Source organism: Streptomyces sp. NPDC002133 (genome assembly GCF_040296405.1).
Classification (GTDB): domain Bacteria; phylum Actinomycetota; class Actinomycetes; order Streptomycetales; family Streptomycetaceae; genus Streptomyces.
Window position 1 is genome coordinate 169,216 of sequence record NZ_JBEOXF010000005.1, and the last position, 14,301, is coordinate 183,516.

Sequence of the window (14,301 nt, forward strand, 5' to 3'; positions counted from 1 at the left end):
GACCGGACGCGGACGCGCCTCCACGTGAACGCCGGCCGGGTTGCTGGGCAACCCGGCCGGCGCTCTGCCGCGTACGGCACGTCCCGACGTCGCGCGCGGAGATGCGTCCGGCGCGCCGGCTCAAGCCCCTCAGACGTCGATGCTGTCCTTCTGGGCCGTGCCGCCCCCCTCGGCCGCAGCCTGCTCGGCGGCCTCGGCCGCCTCACGCTGCTCCTGCTTCCTGGAGGCGATGAGGCTGGTGATCGTGGTGATGATCAGCACACCGCAGATGACCGCCAGCGAGAACGGGATGGAGATCTCGGGGACATGGACCCCCGACTCGTGCAGCGCGTGCAGCACCAGCTTGACGCCGATGAAGCCGAGGATCACCGACAGGCCGTAGCTCAGGTGGACCAGCTTCTTCAGGAGTCCGCCGATCAGGAAGTACAGCTGGCGCAGGCCCATCAGGGCAAAGGCGTTGGCCGTGAAGACGATGTACGGGTCCTGGGTCAGGCCGAAGATCGCCGGGATGGAGTCCAGCGCGAACAGCACATCCGTGGTGCCGATGGCGAGCATGACGACCATCAGCGGGGTCAGCACGCGCTTGCCGTTGACGCGGATGAAGAGCTTCGTGCCGTGGTACCGGTCGGCGACACCGAACTTCTTCTCGATGGACTTGAGGAGGCGGTTCTCCTCGAACTCGTCCTCCTCCTCGTCGGAGCGCGCCTCCTGGATGAGCTTCCAGGCGGTGTAGATCAGGAACGCGCCGAAGATGTAGAAGACCCACGAGAAGCTGGCGATGATCGCGGCGCCGGCCGCGATGAAGATCGCCCGCAGAACCAGGGCGATCAGGACACCCACGAGCAGCACCCGCTGCTGGAGGTGGGACGGCACCGCGAACTTCGCCATGATCAGGACGAAGACGAAGAGGTTGTCGACACTGAGTGACTTCTCGGTGATGAAGCCCGCGAAGAACTCTCCCGACGCCTGGCTCTCGCCGGCCAGCAGGAGGCCGAGACCGAAGAGGGCGGCGAGGACGATCCAGACGAGCGTCCAGATTCCTGCTTCCTTGGTCGACACATCGTGCGGCTTGCGCCCGATGAAGAAGTCGACCGCGATCAGGGCAATCAGACCGAGAATGGTCAGCACCCACATGGTCAATGAAACGTCCACTGCGCCTCCGGCGTCGTACGGCTACTTGATCAGCGTCGTCGCTGCCGGAGGTCTCTTCCACCCGGGCGGCATGCTGCCGCAGTCACGGGCCGGCGCCCCGGGACGGGTCATTGTCCTGTCCGTCCGTACTGACGGGCACGCCGCACGTGGGAATACTCCCCTCCGCGCAAAGGAGATTACAGGAAAGACCAAAGAAAGGTAAAGAGGAGGGTAATGTAAACGTCAAATAAGCAGGTCAGCGGCTCTGTGACAGACCGGTCGGCCCGGAGGGCGTCTTCCTTGCTCAGCGGCGCCAGGTCCGGCGCGCCTCGGCGACCTGGGCCAGCACCTGCTGGAGGACCTGGCTGCCCGGCGGGATGCGCGGCGGCTCGTACGTCCAGATGTGCTGCACCCAGGGATCGGCCAGGTGGTCGTCCGGGACCGGGGTGATCCGCAGCAGGGAGCGCCAGAGCGGGTCGAGCACCGGGCCGTACGCGCCGGCATCCTCGCGGTCGGCGACCATCAGCAGATGGACACCGACCGCCGGGCCCTCGTCGGCGAGATAGCGCAGCTGAGTGACGGCCCGGTCGTCGAAGCCGTGCGGGAAGTCGTTGACGATCAGCAGTTGCTCTGCGGTGTCGAGGTCGGGCGGCAGGGCGTCGGCGGCGCCGCCGCGCACCGCCATCTGCACGAGGTCGACGCGCTGGGTGAGCTTCGCGAGCACGGACGAGACGCCGTGCGCACCCGCGGCGGGCGGCTGGTCCAGCACCCCGGACTGCACGAGCGGGGCGAGAGCGGCCGCCGCGGAGCCGGCGGGGTCGATGACATGGACCGTGAAGTCGCCGGCCGGGTAGACCGCGATCAGCCGGGCGGCGTGCGCGACCGCGGTGTCCATGGCGAGCCGGCGTATCCGCCCCTCGTCCATCAGCGACGCCGCCTCGGACGTGGCACGGCCGCTGTCGACCCAGAGACCGCGCTCCAGCGGCAGCCGGATGAGCATGGGGATGCGCAGCTCAGGGCGCTCGGGAAGGTGCAGATCACCGAGGCGCAGGGCCATCGGGACCTCCATCGGGACACGGTAGGCGTGCCAGACGGGGTTGTCCCACCGGGCGAAGGCGGCCGGCAGGGCCGGCTCGACGACGTCGGACTCGGCGGCGAGCTGGGCGAGATCGCGGTCGAGGACCTCACGGGCCTGCTCGGTCAGCTGATCGTGCCTGGCTCGGGCCGCCGCGCGGGCGGCGTCCCCGGAGCCGGCGATGCGGCTGCGCGGGTCGGACAGGGCGCGGTCGAGCTCCTGGTCGAGGCGGGACTCGGCGAAGTCGACGGCGCTGCGGTACGCCGCCGCGGTGCGGGCCAGGTCCTCGAACATGCCCCACACCTGGTTGTAGAGCCGCTCCTCCATCGACCAGCCGGTGGCGTCCCCGGCGACCGGGACGGGCGGCCGGCCGGGCTCGGCGGGCGGTGCGGCCGGTGGCGGCGGGGGCGCGACCGACTGCCTGCCGGGGTGCGTGTAGTTGACGGGCCCGTCGTGGGTCTGCGCCGGAGGCTGGGGCGCCGTACGGTCCGGCGGCTGGGTGGTGGGTCCCGGACCTGGGCCCGGGTCGCCGCCCGTGCCGCCTGCGGCCGTCGCCGCGCTCCGGCGCACCTCCGTCGTACGGGGCGGGGGCGCCCCGACCGTACGGGCGAGACCGGGCGCGACGGCCTCCTGGACGGCGGCGGCCAGCTCACCGGCGCGGTCGAGGCCCTGGTCGGCCAGAAGCTCGGCGAGGCCGCCCGCGTATCCCTGGCCGACGGCGCGGACCTTCCACGCGCCCCGGCGGCGGTAGAGCTCCAGGGCGACGACGGCTGACTCCGCCTCCAGGCCCGTGATCGTGTAGCTGGCGATCTCGGCGCCGTCGCGGTCGGCGACGGCGACGAACGGTGCGGCGACGGAACCGAAGCGGACCGGAAACGCGGGCCCGAGGGGCAGCGCGAGCAGCACGGTCACCCGGTGCACGGCCGCGGGAACGGCGTCGAGTTCGACGGCGATCCGGTGATCGGCGGTGGCCTGGCGGGAGACCTCCACCCCGGGGAGGCCCGGCCGACCGGGGTGGGCGACCCATTCGGCGCCCGGCACCCTGCCGTCCTCGTCGCCGAGCGTGGCTCCGGCCACGACCGGTTTGCCGGCCGACACCCGGATCTCGAGACGGGTGTGGGGCAAAGGATGGTTCTGCCCCCTGACCAGCTCGGCCGTCATCGCCTGTGTCCCCTCGGTGCGTCGGTGGTGAGCGGTGCAGCTCCCGGCGGCCTGCTGCCTCCGGGAGCTGCGTGGTCACGCCGTGCGGAAGCCGTGCCTACAGGTGCGGCAGGATCGACGGCATCAGGTCCTGGAACGTGCGGCCGTTGGCCGGGTTGCCGAGGGCCGTCATCTGCCAGCCGGAGCCGACGCGGTGCACCTTCGCCATGATCTGCGCGGTGTACTGCCCGCCGCCGTCCAGGGTGTAGCGCGCGAGCTCCTGACCGTTGGTCTCGTCGACGATGCGGCAGAACGCGTTCTGCACTTCCTGGAACGTCTGGCCGGTGAACGAGTTCACCGTGAAGACGATCTGGTCGATGTGCACCGGAACACGCTGCAGGTCGACGAGGATCGCCTCGTCGTCGCCGCCCTGGCCGGCGCCGCCGACCAGATTGTCACCGGTGTGCCGGACCGAGCCGTCGTCGCTGACGAGGTGGCGGAAGAACACCACGTCGACCGGCTGCTTGTCGGCGAAGAGCACCGCCGACGCGTCCAGGTCGATCTCCCGTGTGCGCGAGCCGAACAGACCGCGCCGGGGCGCCGCCTGCCAGCCGAGCCCCATCCGCACCGCGGTGAGGGTGCCGCCGCCCTTCTTCTCCAGGTTGATGGCCTGACCCTTGGTCAGGTTGATGCCCGGCCCCCCGGGCGCACCGCCCTTGGATACGTCCACCACGCGCAGTCCCCTCTCCATGGTTCCCCCGCAACCGTCCGTGTGTGCGGTTGTCCCGTACCCTACGCAGTCGCTCCGACAGCGCAGCAGACCAGGGCAGCTTTTGTGTCGGTCTTGAAACACAGCTGCCGGTGCGTCAGGCCAGGCCGGCACCCTCTTCGGCCCCAGCCGCCTCTCAGGCCAGGCCCGCCTCCTTCATCTGCCGCAGCTCCTTCTTGAGCTCGCCGACTTCGTCCCGCAGCCGCGCGGCGACCTCGAACTGGAGCTCGGCCGCCGCCGCCCGCATCCGGTCCGTCATCTCCTCGATGATCCCGGCCAGTTCGGCGGCGGGGCGGTCGCTCGTGATCTCGCCCTTCCTGGCCGCGGCCTTGCCACCCTTGGCCCCCGGGACGGCGTGCGCCGCCAACGACGGCACCGGGGCCTTGGCCCCCTTGCCGTCCTTCCCCTGGCGGTAGCCGGTGCCGAGCAGTTGCTCGGTGTCGACCTCCTCGCGGGCGATGGTGGCCACGATGTCGTTGATCTTCTTGCGGAGCGGCTGCGGATCGATGCCGTTCGCCTTGTTGTACGCGACCTGCTTCTCGCGGCGGCGGTTGGTCTCGTCGATCGCCTTCTCCATCGCCGGAGTGATCTTGTCGGCGTACATATGGACCTGGCCGGAGACATTGCGCGCCGCGCGGCCGATGGTCTGGATCAGGGAGGTACCGGAGCGCAGGAAGCCCTCCTTGTCGGCGTCGAGGATCGCCACCAGGGACACCTCGGGGAGGTCGAGGCCCTCGCGGAGCAGGTTGATACCGACCAGCACGTCGTACTCACCGGCGCGCAGCTCGCGCAACAGCTCGACCCGGCGGAGGGTGTCGACGTCGCTGTGGAGGTAGCGGACCTGGATGCCCATCTCCAGGAAGTAGTCGGTGAGGTCCTCGGCCATCTTCTTGGTGAGCGTGGTGACCAGAACGCGCTCGTCCTTCTCGGTGCGCTTGCGGATCTCGTGCACCAGGTCGTCGATCTGACCCTCGGTGGGCTTGACGACGACCTCGGGGTCGACGAGGCCCGTGGGGCGGATGATCTGCTCCACGAAGCCGTCGGAGCGGGACAGCTCGTAGGTGCCCGGGGTGGCGGAGAGATAGACGGCCTGACCGATCCGCTCCTGGAACTCCTCCCACTTCAGTGGCCTGTTGTCGAGCGCCGAGGGCAGCCGGAACCCGTGCTCGACCAGGGTGCGCTTGCGGGACGCGTCGCCCTCGTACATCGCGCCGATCTGCGGGACCGTGACGTGCGACTCGTCGATGACGAGGAGGAAGTCCTCCGGGAAGTAGTCGAGGAGGGTGTTGGGCGCGGTGCCGGGGGCGCGGTCGTCGAAGTGCATCGAGTAGTTCTCGACGCCCGAGCAGGAGCCGATCTGGCGGAGCATCTCGATGTCGTACGAGGTGCGCATGCGCAGCCGCTGCGACTCCAGCAGCTTGCCCTGCTTCTCCAGCTCGGGGAGGCGCTCCTCGAGCTCGCGCTCGATTCCGTTGATCGCCTTCTCCATGCGTTCCGGGCCGGCCACGTAGTGGGTGGCAGGGAACACGTAGAGCTCACGGTCGTCGCTGATCACCTCGCCGGTGAGCGGGTGGAGTGTGGAGAGCGCCTCGATCTCGTCGCCGAACATCTCGATGCGGACGGCGAGCTCCTCGTAGACCGGGAAGATCTCGATGGTGTCGCCGCGGACCCGGAAGGTGCCCCGGGTGAACGCCAGGTCGTTGCGCGCGTACTGGATGTCGACGAAGCGGCGCAGCAGCTGGTCGCGGTCGATCTCCTCGCCGACCTTCAGCGACACCATGCGGTCCACGTACTCCTGAGGCGTGCCCAGACCGTAGATGCACGAGACGGAGGCGACGACGACCACATCCCGGCGGGTCAGCAGCGAGTTCGTCGCCGAGTGGCGCAGGCGCTCGACCTCCTCGTTGATCGAGGAGTCCTTCTCGATGTACGTGTCCGACTGCGGGACGTACGCCTCGGGCTGGTAGTAGTCGTAGTAGGAGACGAAGTACTCCACCGCGTTGTTCGGCAGGAGCTCGCGGAACTCGTTGGCCAGCTGGGCGGCCAGTGTCTTGTTCGGCGCCATGACGAGGGTGGGGCGCTGGAGCCTCTCGATCATCCAGGCCGTGGTCGCCGACTTGCCGGTGCCGGTCGCACCGAGCAGGACGACATCCTTCTCACCTGCGCGGATGCGCTTCTCGAGCTCGGCGATGGCCGTCGGCTGGTCACCGCTCGGCTGGTAGTGGCTGACGACCTCGAAGGGCGCCATCGTGCGTTCGATCTGGGAAACGGGCCGCATGCAACCACCGTACGACCCACCAGTGACAGCCGGGCCCGATCCCGGCTCCCGCCCCGGATCGGCGGGGGCGGGCGCGGGCGGGAGCAGGCGGTCAGCGGTTGCGGGAGCGGTGGGAGGCGCGGCGGCCCGAGCGGGAGGGTGCCGCCCAGTTCGCGGGCTCGCCGTACGCGGGCTGCTGCCGCTGCGCCGCCACGCCCGCCCGCGCCCGGCGCCCGGTCGCCTTCCGGCCCGACTCCGGCTGCTGCCGGTCGGGCTCACCCATGACGAGCAGCGGGTCGAACATGACGATCACACCCGCCAGGACCAGGAAGACGGCGGGCCCGACCAGCATCGGGGCGATGAGCGTGGCGGGCGAGTCGCCGACGGCGCCGGGCGGGACGGTGCCGTGCAGGTGGACGTCGACGGCGGCCATGCCGGTGTAGTGCATGCCGCTCACGGCGAGACCCATCACCAGACTGGCGCCGAGACTCGGCAGGAAACCGTGGATGGACACCGCCGCCCACAGGGCGGACGTGGCCGCGACGACGGCGATCACCACGGAGAGGGCGACGGTGAGGGTGTCGTACTCGAGCCGGCCCTGGAGCTGCATGCCGGCCATGCCCAGGTAGTGCATGGACGCGATGCCGAGACCGGTGATGGTGCCGCCTGTGACCAGAGCCATCGCGGTCGCCCCGCGGTAGCCCACGATGAAGATCCCGATGCCGGTCATGACGACGGCGACGCCGAGGCTGGCGAAGGTCGTGGGCCGGTCGTAGCTGATCGGGGCCTCCGCCACGGTGAAGCCCATCATCGCGATGAAGTGCATGGTCCAGATCCCGGAGCCGATGGAGGTGGCGCCGAGCGCCAGCCAGCCGGGCTTGAGGGACCTGCCGTTGCGCACGGATCTGGTGGTGCAGCGCAGCCCCAGGGCGCCGCCGAGGCAGGCCATGAGGTAGGCGATCACAGGTGTGACGACGCCGTAGCTGAAACCGTCGACTGTGCCCTGCATGCCTCGGTCTCCTTCGCCGCTTGTGCCGCCCGTGCCCCGTGCGCTCATCGTCGGGGAGGCCCGGTGGGGGCGAGAGTATGCGAGCGGGGCGACGAGCAAACATCGGGGCCCGTATTCGCAGGTCGGGGCCGGTTGTCAGTGGGCACTCGTACGGTGGTCCGCATGAACAGCTTCGAGTGGACCGTCGTGGGCTCGGACATCGGGCCGCTGCTGCTCGCCGCCACCGGGGAGGGGCTGGTGAGCGTGGTCTTCCATGCCGACGCGGCGGTGCGCGACGGAGCGCTCGGGCAGCTGGCCGCGCGGCTGGGCGCGGAGCCGGTCGAGGTCGCGTCGAGGGACAGGGCCCGCGGCAGGTCGGGGAACGGGCCGGGGGACGGTCAGGGGGATGCGCCAGGAGACGGGTCCGGGGGCGCTGCGGCCCCGGTGCTGCTCGCCGAGCCGATACGCCAGCTCGAGGAGTACTTCACGGGGAGGCGCCGGGACTTCGCGCTCCCGCTGGACTGGTCGCTGACGTCCGGCTTCAACCGGCAGGTGCTGCGCGAGCTGGCGTCCGGGGTGCCGTACGGCCGGGTCGTCGGGTACGGCGACCTGGCCGACCGGGTGGGCCAGCCCGGCGCCGCACAGGCGGTGGGGGCTGCCATGGGGTCGAATCCGCTGCCGGTGGTGGTGCCGTGCCACCGCGTGGTGGAGAGCGACGGCGGCCTCGGAGGCTTCGGGGGCGGGCGGGAGACGAAGCGGAAGCTGCTGGCGCTGGAGGGGGTGCTCCCGCAGCCGCTGTTCTGAGGGGAGGCCCGGACGGACGGTTCCGCACAGACGTACGTAACTGGCACACTGCGGCGGTGCCCAGTACATCTGCCAGTGCATCCCGTGACCGGGAGAAGACCGCCCTCAGCGCGTCGCATCTGCCCGCTCTGAGGCGGCGGATCACGCCCGTGCTGATCATCAGCCAGATTCTCGGAGGGCTCGGCGTCGCGACGGGCATCGCCCTGGCCACGGTGCTCGCCCAGGAGGTGAGCGGCACCGAGGCGCTGGCCGGCCTGGCCCCCACCGCCACCGTCGCCGGAACGGCGCTGCTGTCGCTGCCGCTGGCGGCGCTCATGACGGCACGCGGGCGACGCCCGGGGCTCGTCCTGGCTTATCTCATCGGGGCTGTCGGTGCCGGTGTGGTGGTCGTGGCCGCGGTGATCGGGAGCTTTCCGCTGCTTCTGCTCGGGATGGCGGCGTTCGGGGCGGCCTCGTCGGCGAATCTGCAGGCGCGGTTCGCCGCCGCGGACCTCGCGGAGCCGGACCGCCGGGCACGGGCCATCTCCACGGTGGTGTGGGCGACCACCATCGGGGCGGTGCTCGGGCCGAACATCGCGGCGCCGGCGGGGCGGAGCGTATCCGGGCTCGGGATTCCGGCGGCGGCCGGGCCGTTCCTTTGGGCGGCCGGGGTGTTCCTGATATCGGCGCTGGTCGTCGCGGTGCTGCTGCGACCTGATCCGCTGCTGACGGCGCGGGCACTGGCGCCGGCCGAGGAGGGTCCGCGGGAAGGACGCTCCCTGCGGACGGCCGTGCGAACGGTGCGGGGGTCCGCGCCCGCCCGGCTCGCGCTCGTCACCGTCGCGGTCTCGCACACCGCGATGGTGTCGATCATGTCGATGACCCCGGTCGCGCTGAGCCACCACGGCGCGGGCATCGAGCTCATCGGCCTCGTCATCAGCGGCCATATCGCGGGCATGTACGCGTTCTCGCCTGTGATGGGCTGGCTGTCCGACCGTCTCGGGCGGCTCACGGTGATCGGCCTGGCCGTGGGACTGCTCTCGTGTGCGGCGCTGCTGGCGGGTACGGCCGGGGCGAGCCATGCCCGTACCGCGGTGGGTCTCTTCCTGCTCGGACTCGGCTGGTCCGCCGGACTGGTCTCGGGCTCCGCACTCCTCACGGACTCGGTCCCGGGCCCGGCCCGCGCCGCGGTCCAGGGCCTCTCGGACCTGACGATGAACGCGACGGCGGGCATCGGCGGCGTGGTGGCGGGCCTCATCGTGTCGAACGCGGGCTACGGCTGGCTCAACGCGGTCGGAGCCTGCCTGCTCCTCCCTCTGGCCGCGCTGGCGATGCACCGCGCACTGGCCCGGTCGCATGCGGATGCCCCGGACACCTCGGAGGCCCCTCCAACCTCGCAGGCCCCTCCCACCTCGGACACCCCGACCGCCCCGGAGGCGCCGGAGGCCCCGGCCGCCCGGGCCGCCGACCCTGGCGCTCCGGATGCCCCGGCCGTTCCGGACTCCTCCGGCGGCCTCACCGGCCCGGCGGCTCAGGACACCGGCCTCGAAGAGTGATGCGGCACGCCTTCCGCAGCGTCTCGTGGACCGTCCAGGTCGTACGGTCGCCCTCGCGCAGCACACACGCGTCGCCGGGTCCGACGCCGAAGGTGTCGCCGCCCTCGACCTCGATCGTGGCGCGGCCGCGCACGACGACGAAGAGCTCGTTGGCCTCGGTGTCGGTCACCACGCCCGGCGTGATCTGCCAGATGCCGCGGAGCTGCTTGCCGTCCTCGGACTCCCACAGCACCTTTCCGGTCACGACCGGCTCGCCGGAGACGATCCGACCGGGGTCGAGCGGCTCGACCTCCAGCTCGACGTCCGGGATGTGCACGGCGAACGAAGGCGAAGCGGGCGTGGCAGCGCTGTGATCAAAGGTCGTCATGGCGCGTCACCTCAGCGGGGGCGGTTGGGTGCCTCGCGCCACGGACCGGCTGAAAGGAGCCCGTGCGCTCCGGTCCCGCCACTCGGCCTCGCGCAAGCCCGTGTCCTCGACGGCATCCGTCGTCTGCCCGGTGAGTCGTCTGCCGCGATGAGCGCCCGGGTAGCGCGGGCCGGACCCTGGTGCTGCGTTCCCCGCCCGCAGCGGAGCGCAGCTGGGACCGTCCCCGTGGGGAGCATCCGCAGGTCTGCGGCAGCGACGCGAGTGGCGGGCCCGTACGGCGGCCTCGCCCGCCGGCCCGCACCCCCGGCCCGCGCAGCGCCCACGGTGGTGGCTGACGGAGAGTCCGCGGCGGGAGGGGCGAACGGGCACACGGCTGCACGGGCGGAACGTGCGGAAACGTTTGCGCAGGGGGTCTGTGTGCCAGGGATGGGGACATGCCCGAGACCACGCTGCTGTTGTCGGAAGAGGTACGGGAGGCGCTGGACGCGCGCAGGCCCGTCGTCGCCCTGGAGTCCACGATCATCGCGCACGGGCTGCCGCGCCCACGCAACCTGGCGGTCGCCGAGGAGCTGGAGGCGCTGGTCGGAAGCGGGGGCGCGGTCCCCGCGACGATCGCCGTGCTCGACGGAAGGGCCCACGTCGGCCTGGACAAGGGCCAGTTGGAGCGCGTCGCCACGGACCCCGGGGTGCGCAAGCTCGGCCACCGCGATCTCGCACCCGCCCTGGCGAAGGGGGCCAGCGGGGCGACGACCGTGTCGGCCACGGCGTTCCTCGCCGCCCGTGCCGGGATCAGGGTGTTCGCGACGGGCGGGCTCGGTGGGGTGCACCGGGAGTGGACCACGACCCAGGACGAGTCGGCGGATCTGCGGCTGCTCGCGCAGACCCGGATCGCCGTCGTCTGCGCCGGGGTGAAGTCGATCCTCGACGTCCCTGCGACCCTCCAGCGGCTCGAGACCCTGGGCGTCGGCGTCCTCGGCTACGGCACCGACCACTTCCCCGGCTTCTATCTGACCTCCTCGGGCGAACCCGTCGACTGGACGGTCCGCACACCGGAGGAGGTGGCGGAGGTGATACGCGCCCAGGATGCGCTCGGCGGCCCCGACACGGCGCTGATCGTCGCCCACCCCGTGCCCGAGAACGAGCAGCTCGACCCGCGGCTGCACGACCGGGTGCTGGCGGAGGCGCTGGACGAATGCCGGGAGCGGGGCATCACGGGCCAGTCGGTCACCCCCTTCCTCCTCGACCATCTGATGCGGCGCACGGAGGGCGCGTCCCTGGAGGCGAATCTGGCGGCCGTACGCGGCAATGTGCGGCTGGCGGCGCGGATCGCGGCGGCGCTGTGACGTGTCCTGCCGCCGCGTCCGGTGCGCTGCTGGTCATCGGGGACGTGGCCACCGATGTCGTGGCCCGGCACGGTTCGGCGCTCGCGCACGGAACGGACACGGCCGCCGAGATACGGACCCTGCCGGGCGGCGCGGGCGCCAACGCCGCCTGCTGGGCCGCGCACTCGGGCTGTGCCGACGTACGCCTGCTCGGCCGGGTCGGCGCCGACGCCGCGTCCTGGCACGCCGTACACCTGCGCCGGGCCGGGGTGCGGCCGCTCCTGGTGCCCGACGACGAGGCGCAGACGGCCACGGTCGTCGCGCTCGTCGACGCGCACGCGGAGCGCACGTTTCTCACCGACAGCGGAGCGGCGCTGCGTATCTCGCCCGCCGACTGGTCGCCGGCCCTGCTCGACGGGGTCGGGCGGCTCCATCTGTCCGGCTATCTCTTCTTCGCGCCGCCGAGCCGGGAGCTGGCCGTCCTCGCCCTCGCCGACGCCCGCGAGCGGGGCGTGCCGGTGAGCGTGGACCCGGCGTCGGCCGGCTTCATGGTCACCCTCGGCGTGGACCGCTTCCTCGCGGCGGCGACCGGGGCGGATGTGCTGCTGCCCAACGCCGACGAGGCCCGTCTCCTCACCGGAATCCCGGACGTCGCCGACGCCGCCGCGAAGCTGAGCCGTCAGGTGCCGCTGGCCGTCGTCACGCTCGGCGCGGACGGGGCGGTGGTGGCCGAGTCGGGCGCGGTGACGGCCCGCGTGCCGCCGGTCCCGGCGAAGGCGGTCGACTCGACGGGCGCGGGCGACGCGTTCACCGGTGCGTTCCTGGCCGCCCTCCTGGCGGGCGCGGACCCGGCGGCGGCCGGACACGAGGGCTGCAGGGCGGGTGCGCTCGCCGTCACGCTGCGCGGGGGCCGCCCGCCGGGGCGGCCGGACGGCACCTGCTGACCCGCCGCCTCCGAAGCCCGGGCCCTACGTCCCCCACGGGTTGTTCCACGCCGGGTGGCGCGGATCGTCGGTCCGGACGACGACCTCCGCGGTCTCGTCCGGGCCGACCTCGCGCTCGTACCGCTCGAAGGCGGGCAGCGTCCACTGCCGTGCCTCGTCGGTACGGCGCCGCAGTGCGCCCGGCGAGAGCCTCAGGTGCAGGGTCAGGTCGAAGGGGAACCAGCGCCCCAGCAGCAGCGGTCCCTGCAGCACCAGCACGCCGCCGGGCGGGAGTTCGTGGTGCGGGCTGCGCGTCGCACGGTCGGTGACCGGGTCCCACAGGTCCGGCAGCACCCGTCCGGACCCGCCCGGCTCCAGCGGCCCGAACACCTCGCGCCAGAGGGCGCCGGTGTCGAACCAGCCGTCGTAGTACGTGTCCGGGTCCTCGCGCCCGTACTCGTACCGCAGCGAGGCGGGCCGCAGAAAGCCCTCCGTGCCGACCACGAGCACCGAGCGCCCGCGCACCCGCAACGCCTCGGCGAGCGCGTCCGCCGCCGTGCCGGTCCCCGCGGCGGGGGCACCGTCGACCGCGACGCGCAGCCAGGGGCTCCCGTCGCCGGCCTTGAGCTCCACGGTCCGGTCGGCAACGGCTTCGGTCAGCCGTTCCCAGGTGATCGGTTCGAGTCTCACCGGCCCATCATGGCTTCTCACCCGGGGTGCGCAGCGGGACGCGGAAGCGCTCGGCCAGGGCCGACGCCACCGACGCGGCCTCCTCCTCCGCCCCGGCCTCGCCATCACGGAAGGCGGCGAGCCACACGCTCTCCCCCGGCGTCCCGTCGGGCGCCGGGGGACCGACCACGGCCATCAGCACCTGCATCCAGCCGCCGGTGTCGCCGTCCCGGCTGAGCTCGAACGCGACAGGCGCCCGGGGCAGCCCGGCGACGGTCGAAGCGAGGGTCTCCACGTCCCGGGGCGGTGGTGGTTCCACACGGTCGCCGAGCGCCTCTGCTCGTGCGGCCATCAGAATCTGGGACATGGCAAGATCGGGACGGGGCTCGAATCCCGAATCCCAGATCACCGAGACAGCCGCAAGCCTGCGGCGCCGTGCGACAAGTTCGTCGACGCGCTCGCGCACCTCGTCCGGAAGTGCCGCCCACAGGCTCTCGACGTCGTACCGGCTCGTGCTCATGGGGCCGATCCCGTCATTGGGGCGGGACCGAGCATCTGCACAACAGGGTCGGCCAGGTCCCGGAGGTCCGTATGTCCGCGCAGAGCTGTCGCGAGCGATCCGTCACCGGAAACCCGGATGCGCCCGCCCCGTAGGCCCTCCTCCACGGTCAGGCTGCCTCGGTTCACAGCGAGGCATGTGTCCGCGCCCAGTTCGAGCCGTGAGGCCGTCCCACCTCGCGGCGCCGGTCCTTCCCCGTACACGGGTCCGGTCCCGTCGCCCCCGACCCGCACATGGAACACCCCCTCGGGCAGCCGGACTTCGACGACATCCGTCACTCCCATGGCCTCCAGACGGCGCAGCAGCGGAAGCGCGAACCAGTGCGCACGCACGGCGTCCGTGGGCCGGGGCTCGGCCAGTTCGGGTGCTCCCCACTCGGCAAGGGCGGTCACCACGGGGAGCAACGCCCTGCCGCGTGCGGTGAGTTCGTAGACGAAGGCCGAGACGGGGGCGGGGAGCCGGTGCCGTGCGGCCAGACCGTCCCGCTCCATGTCCTTGAGCCGGGATGCGAGGACGTCCGTGCTGACTCCGGGCAGATCGGCGTGCAGATCCGTGTACCGCCGGGGTCCCGCCAGCAACTCCCGCACGATCAACAGGGTCCAGCGGTCACCGACGGCGTCGAGGGCGCGGGCGGCGGCACAGTACTGGTCGTAGCTTCGGCGGCGCGGAGGACGTGGCATGCGACGCAGTCTAGACATGTTGTTGGACTTTCCAAGCTCCCGCTTGGTAAAACCAAGTAACACCGTTTCTGGGGAGGCCACC

13 protein-coding genes are annotated in these 14,301 nt (G+C 72.0%); 4 read left to right on the plus strand and 9 right to left on the minus strand.

The genetic code is table 11. The features are described from left to right. Positions 1–129: 129 nt before the first annotated feature. The 5 genes from ABT078_RS08920 to ABT078_RS08940 all read right to left on the minus strand — a co-directional run bounded on the left by ABT078_RS08920 (position 130) and on the right by ABT078_RS08940 (position 7,381). On the minus strand, positions 130–1,152 hold the full coding sequence (locus ABT078_RS08920) for a TerC/Alx family metal homeostasis membrane protein (protein ID WP_351225387.1): 1,023 nt from the start codon (positions 1,150–1,152) through the stop codon (positions 130–132). A gap of 283 nt (positions 1,153–1,435) precedes the next feature. Then, positions 1,436–3,367 carry a TerD family protein gene (locus ABT078_RS08925; RefSeq protein WP_351225389.1) on the minus strand — a complete coding sequence of 644 codons (1,932 nt, stop codon included), beginning with the start codon at positions 3,365–3,367 and terminating at the stop codon, positions 1,436–1,438. A gap of 97 nt (positions 3,368–3,464) precedes the next feature. Continuing rightward, positions 3,465–4,031 (minus strand): TerD family protein, encoded by a 567-nt coding sequence (locus ABT078_RS08930; RefSeq protein WP_351225608.1) that lies wholly within the window; start codon positions 4,029–4,031, stop codon positions 3,465–3,467. Positions 4,032–4,251: 220 nt separating this feature from the next. Next, complete coding sequence (gene uvrB / locus ABT078_RS08935) at positions 4,252–6,393, minus strand: excinuclease ABC subunit UvrB (protein ID WP_351225391.1); 2,142 nt, start codon at positions 6,391–6,393, stop codon at positions 4,252–4,254. A gap of 91 nt (positions 6,394–6,484) precedes the next feature. Further along, the gene (locus ABT078_RS08940; RefSeq protein WP_351225393.1) at positions 6,485–7,381 is read right to left on the minus strand and encodes an MHYT domain-containing protein; all 897 of its coding nucleotides are present in this window, start codon (positions 7,379–7,381) and stop codon (positions 6,485–6,487) included. Between the two features lie 162 nt (positions 7,382–7,543). On the opposite strand from ABT078_RS08940, the gene ABT078_RS08945 reads away from it, so the two are divergent. Continuing rightward, positions 7,544–8,164 carry a methylated-DNA--[protein]-cysteine S-methyltransferase gene (locus tag ABT078_RS08945; RefSeq protein WP_351225395.1) on the plus strand — a complete coding sequence of 207 codons (621 nt, stop codon included), beginning with the start codon at positions 7,544–7,546 and terminating at the stop codon, positions 8,162–8,164. A 119-nt stretch (positions 8,165–8,283) separates the two neighbouring features. Continuing rightward, the gene (locus ABT078_RS08950; protein ID WP_351225610.1) at positions 8,284–9,699 is read left to right on the plus strand and encodes an MFS transporter; all 1,416 of its coding nucleotides are present in this window, start codon (positions 8,284–8,286) and stop codon (positions 9,697–9,699) included. On the opposite strand, the gene ABT078_RS08955 is transcribed toward ABT078_RS08950, so the two are convergent. After that, the gene (locus tag ABT078_RS08955; RefSeq protein WP_351225397.1) at positions 9,659–10,066 is read right to left on the minus strand and encodes a cupin domain-containing protein; all 408 of its coding nucleotides are present in this window, start codon (positions 10,064–10,066) and stop codon (positions 9,659–9,661) included. The two genes, ABT078_RS08950 and ABT078_RS08955, sit on opposite strands and share 41 nt — an antisense overlap. A 434-nt stretch (positions 10,067–10,500) precedes the next feature. Between ABT078_RS08955 and ABT078_RS08960 the strand changes: the two genes are divergently transcribed. Beyond that, the gene (locus ABT078_RS08960) at positions 10,501–11,409 is read left to right on the plus strand and encodes a pseudouridine-5'-phosphate glycosidase (protein WP_351225399.1); all 909 of its coding nucleotides are present in this window, start codon (positions 10,501–10,503) and stop codon (positions 11,407–11,409) included. After that, complete coding sequence (locus ABT078_RS08965) at positions 11,406–12,332, plus strand: carbohydrate kinase family protein (protein ID WP_351225401.1); 927 nt, start codon at positions 11,406–11,408, stop codon at positions 12,330–12,332. Before ABT078_RS08960 ends, ABT078_RS08965 begins: the two co-directional genes overlap by 4 nt. Before the next feature lie 24 nt (positions 12,333–12,356). Here the strand turns inward: ABT078_RS08965 and ABT078_RS08970 are convergent, their stop codons facing one another. The 3 genes from ABT078_RS08970 to ABT078_RS08980 are packed head-to-tail and all read right to left on the minus strand — an operon-like array spanning position 12,357 to position 14,219. Then, positions 12,357–13,001 carry a nucleoside/nucleotide kinase family protein gene (locus tag ABT078_RS08970; RefSeq protein WP_351225403.1) on the minus strand — a complete coding sequence of 215 codons (645 nt, stop codon included), beginning with the start codon at positions 12,999–13,001 and terminating at the stop codon, positions 12,357–12,359. Between the two features lie 7 nt (positions 13,002–13,008). Next, positions 13,009–13,500 (minus strand): hypothetical protein, encoded by a 492-nt coding sequence (locus tag ABT078_RS08975; RefSeq protein WP_351225405.1) that lies wholly within the window; start codon positions 13,498–13,500, stop codon positions 13,009–13,011. Next, entirely contained in the window at positions 13,497–14,219 is a 723-nt protein-coding gene (locus ABT078_RS08980) for a winged helix-turn-helix transcriptional regulator (protein ID WP_351225407.1), read from the minus strand. The genes ABT078_RS08975 and ABT078_RS08980 overlap by 4 nt, the downstream gene beginning before the upstream one ends. Positions 14,220–14,301: the final 82 nt, after the last annotated feature.